At 72.0% G+C, this 17,363-nt stretch carries 18 protein-coding genes; 4 read left to right on the forward strand and 14 right to left on the reverse strand.

From position 1 onward, the window contains the following. Positions 1-12: 12 nt before the first annotated feature. Genes BT341_RS38665 through BT341_RS38680 form a run of 4 tightly spaced genes read right to left on the reverse strand, consistent with a single transcriptional unit; the run spans position 13 to position 3,862 of the window. Positions 13-1,020, reverse strand: coding sequence for an ABC transporter substrate-binding protein (locus BT341_RS38665; protein ID WP_072480934.1), 1,008 nt, complete (start codon positions 1,018-1,020; stop codon positions 13-15). Beyond that, the gene (locus BT341_RS38670; protein ID WP_072480935.1) at positions 1,010-1,822 is read right to left on the reverse strand and encodes an ABC transporter ATP-binding protein; all 813 of its coding nucleotides are present in this window, start codon (positions 1,820-1,822) and stop codon (positions 1,010-1,012) included. Before BT341_RS38670 ends, BT341_RS38665 begins: the two co-directional genes overlap by 11 nt. Positions 1,823-1,832: 10 nt before the next feature. Next, on the reverse strand, positions 1,833-2,858 hold the full coding sequence (locus BT341_RS38675) for a FecCD family ABC transporter permease (protein WP_072480936.1): 1,026 nt from the start codon (positions 2,856-2,858) through the stop codon (positions 1,833-1,835). Beyond that, positions 2,855-3,862 (reverse strand): FecCD family ABC transporter permease, encoded by a 1,008-nt coding sequence (locus BT341_RS38680; protein ID WP_072480937.1) that lies wholly within the window; start codon positions 3,860-3,862, stop codon positions 2,855-2,857. Before BT341_RS38680 ends, BT341_RS38675 begins: the two co-directional genes overlap by 4 nt. 162 nt (positions 3,863-4,024) lie before the next feature. On the opposite strand from BT341_RS38680, the gene BT341_RS38685 reads away from it, so the two are divergent. Next, complete coding sequence (locus BT341_RS38685; RefSeq protein ID WP_072480938.1) at positions 4,025-4,645, forward strand: PadR family transcriptional regulator; 621 nt, start codon at positions 4,025-4,027, stop codon at positions 4,643-4,645. Here the strand turns inward: BT341_RS38685 and BT341_RS38690 are convergent. Continuing rightward, a complete protein-coding gene (locus BT341_RS38690) occupies positions 4,585-5,394 on the reverse strand; it encodes a class I SAM-dependent methyltransferase (RefSeq protein ID WP_072480939.1) in 810 nt (269 codons plus the stop codon). The two genes, BT341_RS38685 and BT341_RS38690, sit on opposite strands and share 61 nt — an antisense overlap. A 111-nt stretch (positions 5,395-5,505) precedes the next feature. On the opposite strand from BT341_RS38690, the gene BT341_RS38695 reads away from it, so the two are divergent. Continuing rightward, complete coding sequence (locus tag BT341_RS38695) at positions 5,506-6,351, forward strand: VOC family protein (protein WP_072480940.1); 846 nt, start codon at positions 5,506-5,508, stop codon at positions 6,349-6,351. Here the strand turns inward: BT341_RS38695 and BT341_RS38700 are convergent. Continuing rightward, a complete protein-coding gene (locus BT341_RS38700; RefSeq protein ID WP_072480941.1) occupies positions 6,339-7,664 on the reverse strand; it encodes an MFS transporter in 1,326 nt (441 codons plus the stop codon). The genes BT341_RS38695 and BT341_RS38700 overlap by 13 nt on opposite strands. 95 nt (positions 7,665-7,759) lie before the next feature. Here BT341_RS38700 and BT341_RS47540 point away from each other — a divergent pair, with 95 nt between their 5' ends. Continuing rightward, positions 7,760-8,689 (forward strand): LysR family transcriptional regulator, encoded by a 930-nt coding sequence (locus BT341_RS47540; protein WP_072480942.1) that lies wholly within the window; start codon positions 7,760-7,762, stop codon positions 8,687-8,689. Here the strand turns inward: BT341_RS47540 and BT341_RS38710 are convergent. The 5 genes from BT341_RS38710 to rpsB form a co-directional block, all read right to left on the reverse strand. Continuing rightward, positions 8,639-9,643 (reverse strand): phosphatidate cytidylyltransferase, encoded by a 1,005-nt coding sequence (locus BT341_RS38710; protein ID WP_143168783.1) that lies wholly within the window; start codon positions 9,641-9,643, stop codon positions 8,639-8,641. The genes BT341_RS47540 and BT341_RS38710 overlap by 51 nt on opposite strands. Next, positions 9,643-10,200 carry a ribosome recycling factor gene (gene frr / locus BT341_RS38715; protein WP_072480943.1) on the reverse strand — a complete coding sequence of 186 codons (558 nt, stop codon included), beginning with the start codon at positions 10,198-10,200 and terminating at the stop codon, positions 9,643-9,645. The genes BT341_RS38710 and frr overlap by 1 nt, the downstream gene beginning before the upstream one ends. Before the next feature lie 48 nt (positions 10,201-10,248). Next, on the reverse strand, positions 10,249-10,992 hold the full coding sequence (pyrH, locus tag BT341_RS38720; protein WP_072480944.1) for a UMP kinase: 744 nt from the start codon (positions 10,990-10,992) through the stop codon (positions 10,249-10,251). Positions 10,993-11,105: 113 nt separating this feature from the next. Beyond that, positions 11,106-11,921 carry a translation elongation factor Ts gene (gene tsf, locus BT341_RS38725; RefSeq protein WP_072480945.1) on the reverse strand — a complete coding sequence of 272 codons (816 nt, stop codon included), beginning with the start codon at positions 11,919-11,921 and terminating at the stop codon, positions 11,106-11,108. 88 nt (positions 11,922-12,009) lie between these two features. After that, positions 12,010-12,870, reverse strand: a complete 861-nt coding sequence (rpsB, locus tag BT341_RS38730; RefSeq protein WP_072480946.1) for a 30S ribosomal protein S2 — start codon at positions 12,868-12,870, stop codon at positions 12,010-12,012. Positions 12,871-13,665: 795 nt separating this feature from the next. Here rpsB and BT341_RS38735 point away from each other — a divergent pair. Next, entirely contained in the window at positions 13,666-14,172 is a 507-nt protein-coding gene (locus BT341_RS38735) for a M23 family metallopeptidase (protein WP_072482419.1), read from the forward strand. Here the strand turns inward: BT341_RS38735 and BT341_RS38740 are convergent, their stop codons facing one another. The 3 genes from BT341_RS38740 to dprA form a co-directional block, all read right to left on the reverse strand. After that, entirely contained in the window at positions 14,173-15,021 is an 849-nt protein-coding gene (locus BT341_RS38740; RefSeq protein ID WP_072480947.1) for a FliA/WhiG family RNA polymerase sigma factor, read from the reverse strand. 109 nt (positions 15,022-15,130) lie between these two features. Beyond that, positions 15,131-16,114, reverse strand: coding sequence for a tyrosine recombinase XerC (locus BT341_RS38745; protein ID WP_072480948.1), 984 nt, complete (start codon positions 16,112-16,114; stop codon positions 15,131-15,133). 103 nt (positions 16,115-16,217) lie between these two features. After that, positions 16,218-17,357 carry a DNA-processing protein DprA gene (gene dprA, locus BT341_RS38750; protein ID WP_177328998.1) on the reverse strand — a complete coding sequence of 380 codons (1,140 nt, stop codon included), beginning with the start codon at positions 17,355-17,357 and terminating at the stop codon, positions 16,218-16,220. Between the last annotated feature and the right edge of the window lie 6 nt (positions 17,358-17,363).

The raw sequence follows: 17,363 nt of genomic DNA on the forward strand, positions 1-17,363 counted from the left end.
GCGCCGATCTTCTCAGCCCAGGTACTTCTTCAGGTCGTCGAGGACCTTCATCGCCCCGATCGGGCCGAGGCCGAGGAACCAGACCTCGTCGGCGACGGGAATCGCGTGCTTCGCCTTGACCGCGTTCAGCCCGGCCCACAGCCCGCTGCTCGTGACCGCCTTCTCGTCCGCGCTGGGACCGGCGCCGTAACTGGAGTAGAAGATCCAGTCGGCGTCGGCCTCGTCGATGCGCTCCTTCGAGATCTGCGCGGCCAGCTCGTCGATGTTCTGGTTCGCCGGCCGCGCGAGGCCGACGTCCTTGAGGATCACGCCGATGAAGGACAGGTTGCCGTAGAGGCGGATGTTGCCGGACATGAACCGCAGCAGCGAGATCTTCGGCGTGCCCTTGACCGCGGCCTTCACCTCGTCGGCCCGCTTCTGGTAGTCGTTCAGCAGCCCGACGGCCTTCGACTCGTCGCCGAGCGCGGCGCCCACCAGCAGCAGGTTCTCCTTCCACGGGAACCCCGGCCGGATGCCGAACACCGTCGGCGCGATCTTCGACAGCTGCGGGTAGAGGTCGTTGGCGCGCAGCTTGCTGCCGACGATCAGGTCCGGTGCCAGCGCCGCGATCTGCTCGAGGTCGAGGTTGTTGATGTCCCCGATCGCCGGGATGCCCTTGACGCGGTCGGCGAGGTAGGACGGCACGCCGCTCTGCCCGGCGGTGGTGGCCATGCCGACCGGGGTGACGCCGAGCGCGAGGACGTCGTCGAGTTCGCCGCTGTCGAGCACCACGACCCGCGCGGGCTTCTTCTCCAGCTTCGTCTTGCCCAGCGCGTGGGTGACCGTGCGCGGGAAGACGCCGGGTCCGGCGTCGGCGCCGAACTTCGCCGTCTCGGTGTCCGCGGTCGAGAACAGCCGGCCGCCGGTGGCGACTTCCCGGTCGCCGGCACCGGAGCTGCCCGGCTTCTCCGGCTGCCCGCAGGCGGCGAGGAGCGTGACGGCCGCGAGGACGGCGGCCATGGGTGTCCACTTAGGACGCATGGGGGTTTCCTTCCGTGCCGGTCCGCCGGCGCCCGATCGGGACGACCATGGGGGTGGCGGAGACCGGGTCTGCGATGACCTGGCAGGGCATGCCGAAGACGTCGGCGACGAGTTCGGCGGTGAGGATGTCGGCGGGCGCGCCCTCGGCGGCGATCCGCCCGTCCTTCATCGCGATCAGGTGGTCGCCGTAGCGGGCGGCCAGGTTGAGGTCGTGCAGGACGACGACGATCGTGCGGCCGTCCTCGGCGTTCAGCTCGGCCAGCAGGTCGAGGACTTCGACCTGGTGGGCGATGTCGAGGAACGTCGTGGGCTCGTCGAGCAATAGCAGCGGCGTCCGCTGGGCCAGTGCCATGGCGATCCAGACGCGCTGGCGCTGCCCGCCGGACAGCTCGTCGACCGGCCGGCCGGCCAGCTCGACGGTGTCGGTGGCGAGCATCGCCTTCGCGACGGCTTCGTCGTCTTCGGCGCTCCAGCGGCGGAAGACGCCCTGGTGCGGGTAGCGGCCGCGGCCGACGAGGTCGGCGACGGTGATGCCGTCGGGCGCGGCCGGCGATTGCGGCAGCAGGCCGAGCACGGTCGCGACCTCCTTGCTGCGCATCGTCGTGATGGCCTTGCCGTCGAGGTAGACGGCGCCGGCGGCCGGGGTGAGCAGCCGGGCCAGGCCGCGCAGCAGCGTCGACTTCCCGCAGGCGTTGGTCCCGACGATCATCGTGACCTTGCCTTCGGGGATGCGGACGGACAGGTCCTTGACCACGCGCAGCGGGCCGTAGCCCAGCTCGAGGTTCTCGGTGTGCAGCGTCACGGCGTTCCTCTCACACTCGCCCGGCCCGGTTCGCGGTCGCCAGCAGCCACAGCAGGTACGGCGCGCCCACGGCGCCGGTGACGACGCCGACCGGCAGCTGGGCGCCGAGCAGGTGCTGGGCCGCGAAGTCGCCCAGCAGCACGACGAGCGCGCCGGTCAGTGCCGCGGGAACGAGCCCGGCGCGGGCACCGCCGACGAGCCGGGTCGCGATCGGGTTGGCCACGAAGGCGACGAACGCGACGGGACCCGCCGCGGCGGTCGCGAAGGCGGCGAGCGCGACGGCGACCAGCAGCAACGTCACGCGGCTGCGTTCGACGCGCAGCCCGAGCCCGGCGGCGGTGTCGTCGCCGAGCTGCAGCCCGGTCAGCACCCGGCTTCGGCCCAGCGCGGCGGGCAGCAGCACGGCGAGCGCGACGGCGAGCGGGACGACGTGGTCCCAGCCGCGGCCGTTGAGGTTGCCGGTGAGCCAGACCAGGGCCTGCTGGGCGAGGGTCACGTCGGCCCAGGTCATGAGGTAGGAGACGACGCTGGTGAGCACGGCACCGACCCCGACGCCGACGAGCACGAGCCGGTAGCCGTGCACCCCGCCGCGGCGGGCGAGCAGGTAGATGGTGGCGCCGGCCAGCAGCGCCCCGGCCAGCGCGGCGCCGGAGACGACCGGGCCGGCGGCGCCGAAGAGCACGATGGCGGCGACCGCGGCCGCACTCGCGCCCTGCGTCACGCCGATGACGTCCGGGCTGGCGAGTGGATTGCGCAGCAGACGCTGGAAGAGCGCACCGGACGTGCCGAAGGCGATGCCGACGAGAAGGCCGGTGAGCGCGCGCGGCAGCCGGAGTTCGGTGACGACGTAGGCCGCGCGGCCGGCGCCGTCACCGAAGAGCAGGCCCGGGAGGTCGGTCAACGGCACCGGGAAGTCGCCCACCGCCAGGGACACCGCGAAGACGACCACGATCAGCAGAAGCAGCGTCAACGACACCGTGCGAGCCCGGACCGCACCCCGGCGCCGCGCGGCGACGACCACTTCCACGGCGCTCACACCGCCACGACCTTCCGGCGCCGCACGAGAAGCACGAACACCGGCGCGCCGACGAGCGCCGTGATGATCCCGACCTGGACCTCCGCCGGGCGGGCGACCACCCGGCCCAGCACGTCCGACACCAGCAGGAGCAGCGGTGCCAGCAGCGCCGAATACGGCAGCAGCCACCGGTGGTCCGGCCCGGTGAGCAGCCGCGCGGCGTGCGGCACGGTCAGCCCGACGAACGCGATCGGCCCGGCGATCGCCGTCGCCGACCCGCACAGCACGACCACCGCCAGCGCGCACACCAGGCGCGCCGCCGGGACGTTCTGGCCGAGTGAGCGCGCGACGTCCTCGCCGAGGGCCAGCGCGTTGAGCAGGCGCGCGGCGACCAGCGCGAGGACCACGCCGACCAGGACGAACGGCACCGCCTGCGTGATCGTCGCCGCGTCCCGCCCGGTCAGCGAGCCGGCCTGCCAGAACCGGTACTGGTCGAACGTCGCCTGGTCGGTCAGCAGCAGCGCGCTCGTCACCGAAGCCAGCGCCGCCGTCACCGCCGCGCCGGCCAGCGCCAGCTTGACCGGCGTCGCGCCGGCCCGGCCCAGCGAGCTGACGCCGTAGACGACCGCACCGGCGGCCGCGGCGCCGGCGAACCCGAACCAGACGTAGCCGCCGACGCTCGCGATCCCGAAGGTGCCGATGCCGAGGACCACGAAGAGCGCGGCCCCCGCGTTGACGCCGAGCAGGCCGGGGTCGGCCAGCGGGTTGCGCGTCGCGCCCTGGATGACCGCGCCGGACAGGCCGAGAGCGACGCCGGCGAGCACCCCGGCCAGCGTGCGCGGGAGCCGGAGCTCGCGGACGACGAGGTGGTCGGGGTTGCCCGGCGCGAAGTGGAACAACGCGTCCAGCACGGTGCCCGGGCTCAGCCCGCGCGTGCCGACGGCGATGCTGAGCAGCACGGCGGCGGCCACGGCCGCGGTGAGGACCACCAGCCCGGCCGCGAGCGGGAGCGATCGGGTCCGCACGGGAAGTTACCTTTGCTAACGGGTCTTTAGGCTTGCCTACCCTATGGCCCGGGATCTTGACGGCTCAAGTTCCGTGATCGGCATCACGACCAGTGAGTTGCCAGTCGACCGTTTCCGATATATCGTGAACGTGTCGCAACAGTTCAAGAAAGGAACACAGACATGCGTAGGCAACGACACCCCTTCGCCCACGAGCGTGGGCGCGCACCTTTCGGGCCCTTCGGTGGTTTCGGCGAGTTCCCCCCGGGCTTCGGCCCCGGCGGACGCGGTCGCGGCCACGGTCCGGGCCGGCGGGGTCACGGCGGACGGCGCAGCCGCCGCGGTGACGTCCGCGCCGCGATCCTGGCGCTGCTCGCCGAGCAGCCCCGGCACGGCTACGAGATCATCCGCGAGATCGGCGAGCGCTCCGGCGGCTTCTGGCGCCCGAGCCCCGGCTCGGTCTACCCGACCCTGCAGCTGCTGGCCGACGAAGGCCTGGTCATCAGCAAGGACGAGCACGGCAAGAAGCTGTTCGAGCTGACCGACGCCGGCCGCGCCGCCGCGGAGCAGCAGGACAGCACCCCGCCGTGGGAGCAGATCGCGCAGGACGTCGACCCGGTCGAGGTCGGGCTCGCGAAGGCGGGCAAGAACCTGGCCGCCGCCGTCGTGCAGATCATGCGCGCGGGCACCGAGAGCCAGCAGGCCCGCGCGGCCGAGGTCCTCAACGACGCCCGGCGCTCGCTCTACGGCATCCTCGGCGAAGACGAAGACGAGTCCTCGGCTCCCGAAGAGGGCACCGAGTGACCAGGCAGGACGAGGCCGGTGGGCTTGACCCGCGCGTGCACGCGGTAGCCCACCGGCAGCGTCAGGTCGCGCTCGCGATTCCCGTTACGCTGCAAGGACTCCGCGATCGCCTGTTCGGCGACCCGCTTGCTGAACTCGATCTTCAGCACCGCTTCGAGGTCCGCGGCGGTGGCGAACCGCCACTGCGTGGCCACGCGGCGGCAGCCGAAGCCGGCGCGGGCGAAGAACCGTTCGACGGCGCCGGCGTCGTAGTGCGGTAGGTCGGCGCGCATCCAGCGGCCGTAGGGCTCGCTGGTCACGTCGAGGTCGACGATCAGGATCACCCCGCCGGGCCGCAGCACCCGCTCCGCCTCCGCCAGCCCCGGCTCGCAGCCCGGCCCGAAGAAGTACGCCGTGCGCGCGTGGACGACGTCGACGCTCGCGCTGCGGACCGGCAGCCGCTGGGCCCGGCCCAGCCGGACGTCCACGTTCGCCAGCCCGCGCACGCGCTCCAGCGCGCTGCGCACCAGTGGCTCGTGCGGCTCCACCCCGAGCACCGACCGCGCGTCGCGGGCGAAGCGCGGCAAGTGGAAGCCGTCGCCGCAGCCGACGTCGAGCACGTCCCGGCCGGCCCAGTCGCCCTCCTCGCGCAGCACGCGCCAGATTTCGCCGCCGCTGTCCTGCGCCCGGTTCTCCAGCTCGTAATCGGCCTGGTAGTACCAGATGTTCGGGCTCGGCACGACCTCCGCGCGCCGGGACGACCACCGCACCGCTGCTCCTTCCGGGGTCCTCGAGGCCGGCAGTGATTTTCCGGCCGCAGAATCTTGGCGGAAACCTTACGGATCACGCCTAGAATTCGGAGGGTCTCGGGAGGAGCACCCATGGCGATCGGCCCGTCCAGTACCCCGTCCCCGGTCCCGGCCGGAATTCCGTGCTGGATCGAGCTGGCCTGCCGCGAGCAGGCCGTGGCGGAAGGATTCTACGGTGCCCTCTTCGGGTGGGAGTACACCACTCAGCGGGACCCGGCGACGTCCGACGGGCGGTACGCCATCGCCACGCTCAACGGCCTGCCCGTCGGCGGGCTCTACCGCGCCGCGCAAGGCGGGCCGCTGGGCTGGGTCCCGCACCTGTCGGTGCCGCACACCGCGAGCGCCGCGGAGTGGGTGGAGCACCTCGGCGGCCGGCTGACACTGGGGCCGATGCCGCTCCCGGAGCGCGGCACGATCCTGCACGCCTACGACGCGTGCGGTGCGCCGGTGGTGTTCTGGGAGGTGCCGCCGGACTGGGAGTTCGTCACCGGGATCCCGAACACCTTCAGCGGCGCGGACCTCAACACCCACGACGGCGTCGCGGCGGATCACTTCTACACCAAGCTGTTCACGTACTCGAGCCACCAGATCGGCGACGGCGAGACGCTCGACTACGTCGAATGGCTCATCGAGCACGAGCCGGTGCTCTACCGGTACGTCATGGGCTCGGAGTACAGCCTCGACACCCCGCCGCACTGGCTCGTCTACTTCGACATCGACCCGGCGCGCGGCGTCGACGCGGTCGCGGGGGAAGCGCTCATGCACGGCGGAACGGTCGTGATCCAGCCGTACGACACGCCGTTCGGCCGGATGTCGATCCTCGCCGACCCGGAAGGCGCGGTCTTCGCCGTGATCGACCACTCGCGCGTCTCGGAAGAATGGGGCCGCGCGGAGGTCGACGACCCCTACGACGACTGACCACCGGCGAACGCGAGCCCCACGACCAGCACGTACGCCGCGGCCACCAGCCACATGCCGGTGGCCGGGAGCAGCGCGCCGACGAGCGCGACGCCGATCGCGCCACCGGTCTGGCGGGACGCGTTGAGCACGCCCGCGGCCAGCCCAGCCTTGCCCGGCAACGAATTCATCGCCAGTGACGTCATGGCGGGCATCGCCAGCGAGCAACAGCCGAAGACGAGCGAGACGACGACGAACGGCACCAGCGCACGATCCGCGGGCAGGAGCGCGAAGCCGACGGAGCCGGCGAGACCGGCCGAGGCACCCGCGATCATCGGGACGCGCGGGCCGAAACGCCCGGTGAGACGTCCGCTGAAGAACGCGTTGAGCCCGACCGCCATCGTCAGCGGCACCAGCGCGAGACCGGCCGTGAGCGCGCCGAGCTGCCAGGCGCGTTGCAGGAACAACGCCAGGCAGAACAGCGTGCCGTAGAGGCAGAAGTTGAACAGGCCGCCGATCCCCGTCGCCACCGCGAAAGTCCGGATCTTCAGGACGGGCAAGGGGATGACCGGGTCGGCGACGCGGTTCTCGACCGCCACGAACACCGCGCCGGCCACCACTCCCCCGGCGAGCAGCAGCAGCGTCGCGGGCGCGGCCCAGCCCGCGTGGCCGGACTCGATGAACCCCGCCACGACCGCGGCCAGCGCGGCCGTGCCCGAGACCTGCCCGGCGACGTCGAGGCGCGTCGACTCGTGCCGCGGCGGGTGGCCGACCGCCCGCCGCGTCAGGACGATGCCGATGATCCCGACCGGGACGTTGACCGCGAAGACGAGCCGCCAGTCGGCGAGGCCGACCGCGAGCCCGCCGAGCATCGGCCCGGCGGCCAGCCCGGCACCGCTCATGCCGCCCCAGACGCCGAGCGCGCGTGCCCGCGCCTGCGGGTCCGGGAACTGGTGGACGATCAACGCGAGCGAGGACGGCAGCAGCGCGGCGGCGCCGGCACCTTGTACGGCCCGCGCAACGATCAGCCACGTCGCGTTGCCGGCGAGGGCGCAGCCCACGGAAGCGAGGACGAACACGGCGACACCCGCCTCGAAGACGCGGCGCGAGCCCCAGCGGTCCCCGGCGGCACCCCAGGTGAGGAGAAACGCGGCGAGCGTGACGGTGTAGGCGTCGACGATCCACTGCAGTGCCGCGGTCGACGGCTCGCCGAAGTCCGCTCCGATCGCGGGCAGGGCCAGGTTCACGATGGTCGCGTCGAGCGTGATCATGAGGAAGCCCAGGCAGACGGCGGTGAGGGCGAGCTTCGCCGGGGCACGGGTTCCGGTGGGCATGCTCCGAGTCAAACCCGGCGAAGCTTCGGTGGTCCACGAACCATCGCCTACGTCTGTTAGGCGCGACCTCGCACCGCAGGTCTACGGTGCTGCCCATGGAACTGCGGCAGCTGCGGTACTTCCTCGCGGTGGCGGAGGAGCTGCACTTCGGGCGGGCGGCCGAACGGCTGCGGATCGCGAGCCCGTCGCTGTCCCAGCAGATCAAGAAGCTCGAACGCGAGCTCGGCGTGGCCCTGTTCGTCCGCGACCGGCGGCACGTGGAGCTGACCCGTGCCGGAGCGGCGCTCGTCGGCGACGCGCGGCAGCTCCTGGAGCTGGCCGACGCGGCCGCGCGCCGGGTCCGCGGCACGGCGCGGACGAAGCTGCGCCTGGGTCACGTGAGCTGGCTGCCGGCGGAGCTGACGCAGCTGCTCGGCGACGTCGTCCGGCTCGACGAATGGGTGCTGCCGTCGCACACGCAGGCCGTCCGCGTCGCCGAAGGAACGCTGGACCTGGCCCTGGCGTGGGGCGACGAACCGCGTCTGGCGGAGTTGGACCTGGCCGCGCACGTGGTCCGCGTCGAGACGCTGCCCGCTGTCATGCCGGGCGACCACCGCTGGGCCAAGGCCGACGCGGTGCCGCCGGCCGCGGTGTCGGTGCTGGTGGACTCGGACCGGTCGTCGTGGCTGGCGTGGAACGAGTTCGCCCTCGGCTACGCGGCGACGAGCGGCGCGCGCGTCGTGCAGATCGACGACGGCGGCATCACGGGCCAGGCGTTCTTCGACCACGTCACGCGGCTTCGGGTACCGGTGCTGCAGTCGCCGAAACGGCACACCGCGCCGTTCCCGCCGAGCCTCGCGCGGCGCCCGATCGGGGCCCCGGCACCGGCATGGACGTGGTCACTGGTGCACCGGCGCGCCGACGACCGGCCGGAGGTCGCCCTGGTCGTCGAGCGGATGCTCGGCCTGCGGGCGACGATGCGGTGGGACGCGGCCTCAGCCGACCGGCACGAACGCCGAGAGCAGCAGCCAGGACACGACGGCTGAGGGCAGCAGCGAGTCGAGGCGGTCCATGATGCCGCCGTGGCCGGGCAGCAGCGTGCCCATGTCCTTGACGCCGAGGTCGCGCTTGATCAGCGACTCGACGAGGTCGCCCAAGGTGGCGGTGAGCACGATCGCGACGCCGAAGATGACGCCCTGCCAGACGTGCCCGTCCAGCAGCAGGCTCAGCGTCAGCGCGCCGGCCAAGACTCCGCCGACCAGGGATCCTCCGAACCCTTCCCAGGTCTTCTTCGGGCTGATGGTGGGCGCCATCGGGTGCTTGCCGCCGAGCACGCCGGCGATGTAGCCACCGGTGTCCGACGCGACCACGCCGATGAGGAAGGTCAGAACGCGTCCCACGCCGTCCGGGGGTGGCACCAGCATGGCGGCGAACGCACCGAAAAGCGGCAGGTAGGCGGCGGCGAAGGTGGAGGCGCTGATGTCGCGCAGGTAGCCTTTCGCGCCGCCGGGCAACCGCCACAGCAGGCAGGCGAGCACGGTGAGGACGAAGGCGGTGAGCGCGCCTTCGCGGCCGAACGGCCAGGCGAGCCAGATCATCGCCTGCCCGCCGACGAGCACCGGGATCATCGCGACCCGGATGTCGGCGACCCGGCGCAGCACCCCGGCGAACTCGAAGGTGCCGACCGCGATCGCGATCGCGATGATCCCGATGAACAGGAACCGCACGGTGAGCAGGGAGACGATGATCGCGGCCCCGAGCAGGAGCGCAACCCCGATGGCGGCGGGCAGGTTCCGCCCGGCCTTGGAGGCCTTTTTGGCTTCCGGCACGGATTCCGCCGCGGCGGGCGTCCCGGCGGCAGCGGTCCCGGCCGCCGACAGCCGGCTCGCCTCGCCGGTTTCCGAGGCCGCCGGGACCACGCCCGGGGTGCCGGGAGCGCCGGCCGGTTCTTCTCCGGTCGCGTCCACCCGGTCCTCGCGTTCCTCGCTCACCTGTGCCATCAGACCTCGAGCAGCTCGGCTTCCTTGTGCTTGACCAGCTCGTCGACCTTGTGCACGTAGGTGTCGGTCAGGTTCTGCAGCTCCTTCTCCGCGCGCGCGACCTCGTCCTCGCCGGCTTCGCCGTCCTTGGCGATGCGGTCCAGCTCGTCCTTGGCCTTGCGGCGGACGCTGCGGATCGACACGCGGGCGTCCTCGCCCTTGCTCTTGGCGACCTTCACCATCTCCTTGCGCCGCTCCTCGGTGAGCTGCGGGATGACGATGCGGATCACCTGGCCGTCGTTGCTCGGGTTGACGCCGAGGTCCGACTCCCGGATCGCCTTCTCGATCGCGCCGATCTGCGACTGGTCGTACGGCTTGATGAGCGCCATGCGGGCTTCCGGCACGTTCACGCTGGCCAGCTGGTTCAGCGGGGTCGGCGAGCCGTAGTACTCGACGACGATCCGCGAGAACATCGCCGACGAAGCCCGGCCGGTGCGAACCGACTGCAGCTCGTCCTTGGCGACGGACACCGCTTTTTCCATCTTCTCCTCGGCATCGAGGAGGGTCTCGTCGATCACGGTCACTCCCGTAGTTGTGATGGGTGGCGCTTGCTGATCCCAGCAGGTCTAGGCCGGCACCCCGTCGGCGGGGGTGCTGACCAACGTGCCGATTCTTTCACCACTCACCGCGCGGGCGATGTTCCCCTCGGTGAGCAGGTTGAACACGATGATCGGCATGTTGTTGTCCATGCAGAGGCTGAACGCCGTCGCGTCGGCGACCTTGAGGTCCCGCTCCAGCACCTCGCGGTGGGTGATCTCGCGGAACATCTCGGCGGTGGGGTCGCTCTTCGGATCCGCGGTGTAGACGCCGTCGACGGCCTTCGCCATCAGCACGGCTTCGCAGCCCAGCTCGAGTGCCCGCTGCGCGGCCGCGGTGTCGGTGGAGAAGTACGGCATGCCGACTCCCGCGCCGAAGATCACGACGCGCCCCTTCTCCAGGTGCCGCTCGGCGCGGCGCGGGATGTAGGGCTCGGCGACCTGGCCCATCGTGATGGCGGTCTGCACGCGGGTGGGCAGGCCCTCCTTCTCCAGGAAGTCCTGCAGCGCCAGGCAGTTCATCACGGTGCCCAGCATCGCCATGTAGTCGGCGCGGTCGCGGTCCATGCCGCGCTGCGACAGCTCCGCGCCGCGGAAGTAGTTGCCGCCGCCGATCACGACCGCGACCTGGACGCCGGTGCGGGCGACGTCGGCGATCTGCTGCGCGACCGAGTGGACGACATCCGGATCGACGCCGATAGAACCACCGCCGAACATTTCGCCGCCCAGTTTCAGCAGCACCCGCCGGTAGCCACCTTCGACCCGGTCACCCATCTATGTCGCCTCCTACGCCCCTCGGCCGTTTTTTGTCTCATCTGGACCTGACAGTGCCCCGTCCCCGATGGACGGAGACGGGGCACTGGTGAAACCTACGCCCGGACCTGGCCTCAGGCCTGGCCGACCTCGAAACGGGCGAAGCGGGTCAGCGTGACGCCGGCTTCGTCGAGGAGAGCCTTGACGGTCTTCTTGTTGTCCTTGACCGACGGCTGCTCGAGCAGGACGTTGTCCTTGTAGTAGGCGTTGACCTTGCCCTCGATGATCTTCGGCAGGGCCTGCTCCGGCTTGCCTTCCTCGCGGGCGGTCTGCTCGGCGATGCGGCGCTCGTTCTCGACGATGTCGGCGGGCACCTCGTCGCGGGTCAGGTACTTCGCGCGCAGCGCGGCGACCTGCATGGCGGCGCCACGGGCGGCCTCCACGTCGTCACCGGTGAACTCGACGAGCACGCCGACGGCCGGCGGCAGGTCGGAGCCGCGGCGGTGCAGGTAGGTCGCGGTCTTGCCCTCGAAGGAGACCACGCGGCGCAGCTCGAGCTTCTCGCCGATGCGGGCCGACAGCTCCTGGATGACCTCGTTGACGGTCTTGCCGTCGAGCTCGGCGCCCTTGAGGGCCTCGACGTCGCTGGTCTTGAGGGTCTTCGCGACCTCGACGATCTTCGCGGCGAGCGCCTGGAAGTCGGCGTTCTTCGCGACGAAGTCGGTCTCGGAGTCCAGCTCGATGAGGACGCCGCCGTCGCCGGTGACCAGGCCCTCGGCGGTGGCGCGCTCGGCGCGCTTGCCGACGTCCTTGGCGCCCTTGATCCGCAGGAACTCGACGGCCTTCTCGAAGTCGCCGTCGTTCTCCTCGAGGGCCTTCTTGCAGTCCATCATGCCGGCGCCGGTCATCTCGCGCAGGCGCTTCACGTCGGCGGCGGTGTAGTTCGCCATTCTGGTAAATCCGTCCTTCGCAGGAAATCTGTGGGTTGCTACGCCGGTGCGGCCGGCCACGAGGGCCGGCCGCACGGGCGGTGGGACATCAGGAGGAGGCGGTCGCCTGCTCGGTGGCGGCCTCGGTCGCGGCAGCGGCCTCGGTCGCGTCGGCGGCGGCGGTCTCGGAGCCGGCGAGCAGCTCCTTCTCCCACTCGGCCAGCGGCTCGTCGGAGGCGACACCCGGCTCCGGCTTCGCGTCGGCCGAAGCACCGTTGCGGCTGGAGCGGGCCATCAGGCCGGCGGCCGCGGCCTCGGCGACGACCTTGGTCAGCAGCGCGGCCGAGCGGATGGCGTCGTCGTTGCCCGGGATCGGGTAGTCGACCTCGTCCGGGTCGCAGTTGGTGTCCAGGATCGCGACGACCGGGATGTTCAGCTTCCGAGCCTCGCCGACGGCGATGTGCTCCTTCTTGGTGTCGACGATCCACACCGCGCTCGGCACCTTCGCCATGTCGCGGATACCGCCGAGGGTCTTCTCGAGCTTTTCCTTCTCGCGGGTCAGCGTCAGGATCTCGCGCTTGGTGAGGCCCTGGAAGCCGCCGGTCTGCTCCTGGGCTTCGAGCTCCTTGAGGCGCAGGAGGCGCTTGTGCACGGTCTGGAAGTTGGTCAGCATGCCGCCGAGCCAGCGCTGGTTGACGTAGGGCATGCCCACGCGCGCGGCCTCGTTGGCGATGGCTTCCTGGGCCTGCTTCTTGGTGCCGACGAACATGATGGTGCCGCCGTGCGCGACGGTCTCCTTGATGAACTCGTACGCACGGTCGATGTAGGTCAGCGTCTGCTGCAGGTCGATGATGTAGATGCCGTTGCGCTCGGTGAAGATGTAGCGCTTCATCTTCGGGTTCCACCGGCGGGTCTGGTGCCCGAAGTGCACGCCGCTGTCGAGCAGCTGCTTCATGGTGACGACGGCCATTGCCGGAATCACACCTCTTCTGTGTCGTGCGCGCTTCGCTTCCGCTGGCGCGCTGCTCGGTTTTGTCGCTCGCGGCCGGGTGGCCGTTCGCCCTGGTGCCCGTGGCGGAGCCCGGACCCTGTGGCGTTGAGGAACCCCAGGGACCGCCGGACCCCGTGCGACTCCCCCGGCTGGCAAAGCGGGGAACGCGCACGTGCACGCGAAGTCAGCCCGCTGACGCGGACCGCGCAGAAGAGTCTACCCCCTGCCACCAGCCCGACCCCCACCGGCGGCCCCACCGAGCGGCAGTTGTCCACATCGCCCGCAGTTGTCCACAGATTCGCCGGCAGCGCCCCACGGGACGGCCGGGTGCCGCAAGGTGGCGGAGTGGAGTGGATCAAGGGTTTCCGGCGACGGCCACCGGGTGTGTTCGGGGCAGTGATCGCGCTGGTCACGGCGGGTTTCGTGATGGGCAGCGGCACGGTCACGACGACACCGGCGGCGGACGCGCGGCGGGGTGTTCCGGCAGCACCGGCGGTCTCAGCTGCGGCGGAGATCGGGGGCGCGCTCGGGTCACCGTCCCCGGCGGCCAGGCCCGGCTCACGTGAGGGAGCGGCCGCGCAGCTCTCGGCGGAATCGTGGCCGGCCGCGCCTGCACCAGGAGCGCTCTGGCCAGCGGCACCCACACCAACCGCGCTTTGGCCAGGCGTGCTCGCGCCAGCAGCGCCCACGCCCGCGGCGCCCGGGCTGACCGCGCTGCCTGTCGGAACCGGGGCAAGCGGACCTGTGTCGGCTGTGCCGTGGGCGAACGCGCTCATGGCGGCTCCGAGCTGGCGGCTCGGCAGCACACCCGCCGTCCCCGGGGCGCCGCCGCCGGTCGATTCGCGCGCCGTCCGCCTGCCGCGGCTGTCCTGGCCTCTGTCACCCGTTCCGGTGGTCACGAAGTACTTCGACGCTCCCGAGACTCCCTACGGCGCCGGGCATCGCGGCGTCGACCTGGCCGCCGTGCCGGGGCAGGAGGTGCTCGCCGCCGATGCGGGTGTTGTCGTGTTCGCCGGGGTCGTTGCCGGGCGGCCCGTCATGTCCGTCGATCACGATGGTGGCCTGCGCACCACCTACGAGCCCGTGCAGCCGAGCGTGGCCGTCGGCGAGCAGGTGTACCGGGGGCAGGTGCTCGGCACCGTCCTGGCCGGGCATCCCGGCTGCGCGGTCGCCGCGTGCCTGCACTGGGGCGTGCGGCGCGGCGACGAGTACATCGATCCCCTCGCCCTCACCGTCGAGGACGGCGAGTACCGGCTCAAGCCGTGGGGAGGTGGTCCCTGATCAGCTGCCGCTCTGCTCGACCAGCTTGGCGCGCAACCGCATGACGGCCCGCGTGTGCAGCTGGCTGACCCGCGACTCGGTGACGCCGAGGACCTTGCCGATCTCGGCGAGGGTCAGGCTCTCGAAGTAGTAGAGGCTGACCACGATCTTGTCGCGTTCGGTCAGCTGCGCGATCGCCTGGGCGAGCTGGCGGCGGTTGTCCTGGTCGACGAGCACCGCCACCGGGTCGACGGCGTCGTCGTCCGGCAGCGTGTCCACCAGCGAGCCGCTGTCCTTGCCCGCGGCCACCAGGTCCTCCAGCGCCACGACGCTGGTGAGCTGCAGCTGGCCGTAGAAGTCGCGCAGCTCGTCGAGGCCGATGCCGAGTTCGGCGGCGAGCTCCGCGTCGGTCGGCGTGCGGTTGAGGCGGGCCCCGAGACGCTCCATCGCGCGCTCGGCCTCCTTGGCCTTGCTGCGGACCGCGCGCGGCACCCAGTCCTGCGAGCGGAGGTCGTCCAGGATCGCGCCGCGGATGCGTTGCATCGCGTACGTCTCGAAACGCAGCCCGCGCTCGGGGTCGAACTTCTCGATCGCGTCGACGAGCCCGAAGATGCCGGACTGCACGAGGTCGCCCACGTCGATGTGGGTCGGCAGGCCGGTGCCGACGCGGCCCGCGACGTACTTGACCAGCGGGGCGTAGTGCAGCACGAGCCGATCGCGCGACGCCTGGTCGGGGTTGTCGGCGAACTGCTGCCACAGTGCCGCGATCCCGGCGTCGACGTCGTAGCCGGCCCGCGTTTCGGCGGGCACGGCGGCCTGGCCGGGGGCGGTCACTCCGGCGGCTTCGGTCACGTGCGGGCCTGCGGTCATTGCACAGTCGTTCTCGGCATGCGGCTCAGTGTCGTCTCCGTGCTCGTGCGGATGCGCGTGCGCCGTCGGACCCGCTGGCCACGAATCCGGCGAGACGCCCCGGGCCGCCTCAGGCCCTGGGATGCGCTCGGTCATGGATCGCTTTCAACCGGTCGACGGTCACATGAGTGTAGAGCTGCGTCGTGGCAAGCGTAGCGTGACCAAGCAGTTCCTGAACGCTCCTGAGATCGGCGCCGCCTTCGAGCAGGTGCGTCGCCGCCGAATGCCGCAGGCCGTGGGGCCCCATGTCGAGTGCGCCGGGCACCGCCGAGACGGCGTCGTGCACCACGCGCCGCACCGTCCGCGGGTCGACGCGTTTTCCCCGCGCACCGAGGAAAAGCGCGGCCTCAGGCCTGTCACCGGCGGTTTCGGCGACGATCTTCGGCCGGCCGTCGTCGATCCAGTCGGCCAGCGCCTCGGCCGCCGGGACGCCGAACGGGACGACGCGTTCCTTGCCGCCCTTCCCGAGCACCGTCACGACACGACGGGAGAAATCCGCGCCTCCGACGTCCAGCCCGCACAATTCGGACACCCGGATGCCGGTGGCGTAGAGCAGCTCGACGATCGCGCGATCACGCAGCGCGACCGGATCGCGTTGCGCCGCCCCGGCCGCCGACGCCTGCATGACCTCCCCGGCCTGCCCCGCGCGAAGCACCCCGGGCAGGGTACGGTGCGCCCGCGGCGCGGCGAGCCGTCCCCCGGGATCGGTGTCGAGGACGCCGGTGCGGTGCGCCCAGGCGGTGAACGTCCGCGCCGACGCGGCCCGCCGCGCCAGCGTCGTCCGGCTCGCCCCGCCGGACTGCTGAGCCGCGAGCCACGCCCGCAGCCGCGCGAGGTCCAGATCCGCGAGACCGCCCCCGCCCTCCACGACGAAGCTCAGCAGCGACACCGCATCGCCGACGTACGCCCGCACCGTGTGCGCGGACAGGCCGCGTTCGAGCCGGAGGTGCCGGTCGTAGCCGGTGACGACGTCCTGGACCGGCTCGGGCAGCGCGGCCCGGAGCGCGCGCAGGTCCGGGCGACGGCCCCGGCCGGAGCGTGATGGCGGCGGCATGGCTGTCACGCTGCGCGAACAACCGCCGCCGGTCAAGGATCGCCACGCGGCCAGACCGGACCGGCCCAACTCTTTCGACGATTTCGCCCGGAATCCGTGGCGTTCACGCGGTCTCCCTTCGTCGTCGCCAGCCCGCTTCCCCGCGGACGGCGAATCCGTCGATCTCCAGTGCCGGCAGCAACGCGCGCACTTTGCGCAGCGGCAGCCCGGATTCGGCCGCGATCTCGGAGTCGGACCGGTCGGTGCGCACGGTGAGTGCTTCGTAGGTCCGCAGGGCCTCGGGGCCGAGCCGGTCGGTGGGGCGTTGCGTCCGGGCGGCTTGGTCCTCGGCGATGCCGAAGCGGCCCACGGTCTCGAGGACCTCGTCGACGGTCGAGACGAGCGTCGCGCGGGCGTCCCGGATCAGCTCGTGGCAGCCGACCGACATGCCCGACGAGACGGGACCCGGCAGAGCCATCACGACCTTGCCGAGCGCGCCGGCGGTGCTCGCGGTGTTGCGGGCGCCGCTGCGCCGGCCGGCTTCGACCACCAAGGTGCCTTCGGTGAGGGCAGCGATGAGGCGGTTGCGGACCAGGAACCGGTGCCGGGCGGGTGGAGCGCCGGGCGGGTATTCGCTGACGACGGCGCCGCCGTTGCGGGCGATCCGGTTCAGCAGGCCGACGTGCCCCGCCGGATAGCCGGCGTCGACGGCGCAGCCGAGCACGGCGACGGTGACCCCACCGGCGGCGAGCGCACCACGGTGGGCCGCGCCGTCGATGCCGTAGGCGGCGCCGGAGAAGACGGGGACGCCCCGGGAGGCGAGCCCGTATGCCAGCTCGGCGGCATGGTGCTCGCCGTAGCTGGTCGCGGCGCGGGCGCCGACCACGGCGACGGCCCGGTCGGCCGCGGTCCCGAGCGCAATGTCGCCGGAGACCCACAACGCCAGCGGCGGGACGGCTTCGGAGACCCCACGGCGGCCGGCTTGTTCGAGGGCGAGCAGGGGCCAGGCGGGCCACTCGTCGTCTTCGGGGACGACGAGACGAGCACCGGCCGCGGCGGCGCGGCCGAAGTCCTGGTCCACGAGGTCGTAGTCGCGGCGGGCCTCGGTCGCTTTGAGCACCTCGGGCGGACAGTCGCCACGCCGCACCCGGGCAGCCGCCTCGACGGGGCCGTGCTCGGCCACGAAGGCAACGAGCGCCGCGGCCGGTGGCTCGGCGACGCGCAGGAGGTAGGCGCGCGCTCTGCGCAGCTCATCCGGGCTCATACCGCG

Source organism: Amycolatopsis australiensis, assembly GCF_900119165.1.
Classification (GTDB): Bacteria; Actinomycetota; Actinomycetes; order Mycobacteriales; family Pseudonocardiaceae; genus Amycolatopsis; species Amycolatopsis australiensis.

Excerpts from the sequence above, each read along its gene's own strand:
- BT341_RS38665 (WP_072480934.1), bottom strand. The coding sequence starts at position 1,020 with ATGCGTCCTAAGTGGACACCCATGGCCGCCGTCCTCGCGGCCGTCACG.
- BT341_RS38685 (WP_072480938.1), top strand. The coding sequence starts at position 4,025 with ATGCGTAGGCAACGACACCCCTTCGCCCACGAGCGTGGGCGCGCACCT.
- BT341_RS38695 (WP_072480940.1), top strand. The coding sequence starts at position 5,506 with ATGGCGATCGGCCCGTCCAGTACCCCGTCCCCGGTCCCGGCCGGAATT.
- BT341_RS38700 (WP_072480941.1), bottom strand. The coding sequence starts at position 7,664 with ATGCCCACCGGAACCCGTGCCCCGGCGAAGCTCGCCCTCACCGCCGTC.
- BT341_RS47540 (WP_072480942.1), top strand. The coding sequence starts at position 7,760 with ATGGAACTGCGGCAGCTGCGGTACTTCCTCGCGGTGGCGGAGGAGCTG.
- BT341_RS38710 (WP_143168783.1), bottom strand. The coding sequence starts at position 9,643 with ATGGCACAGGTGAGCGAGGAACGCGAGGACCGGGTGGACGCGACCGGA.
- pyrH (WP_072480944.1), bottom strand. The coding sequence starts at position 10,992 with ATGGGTGACCGGGTCGAAGGTGGCTACCGGCGGGTGCTGCTGAAACTG.
- tsf (WP_072480945.1), bottom strand. The coding sequence starts at position 11,921 with ATGGCGAACTACACCGCCGCCGACGTGAAGCGCCTGCGCGAGATGACC.
- rpsB (WP_072480946.1), bottom strand. The coding sequence starts at position 12,870 with ATGGCCGTCGTCACCATGAAGCAGCTGCTCGACAGCGGCGTGCACTTC.
- BT341_RS38735 (WP_072482419.1), top strand. The coding sequence starts at position 13,666 with ATGGCGGCTCCGAGCTGGCGGCTCGGCAGCACACCCGCCGTCCCCGGG.
- BT341_RS38740 (WP_072480947.1), bottom strand. The coding sequence starts at position 15,021 with ATGACCGCAGGCCCGCACGTGACCGAAGCCGCCGGAGTGACCGCCCCC.
- BT341_RS38745 (WP_072480948.1), bottom strand. The coding sequence starts at position 16,114 with ATGCCGCCGCCATCACGCTCCGGCCGGGGCCGTCGCCCGGACCTGCGC.
- dprA (WP_177328998.1), bottom strand. The coding sequence starts at position 17,357 with ATGAGCCCGGATGAGCTGCGCAGAGCGCGCGCCTACCTCCTGCGCGTC.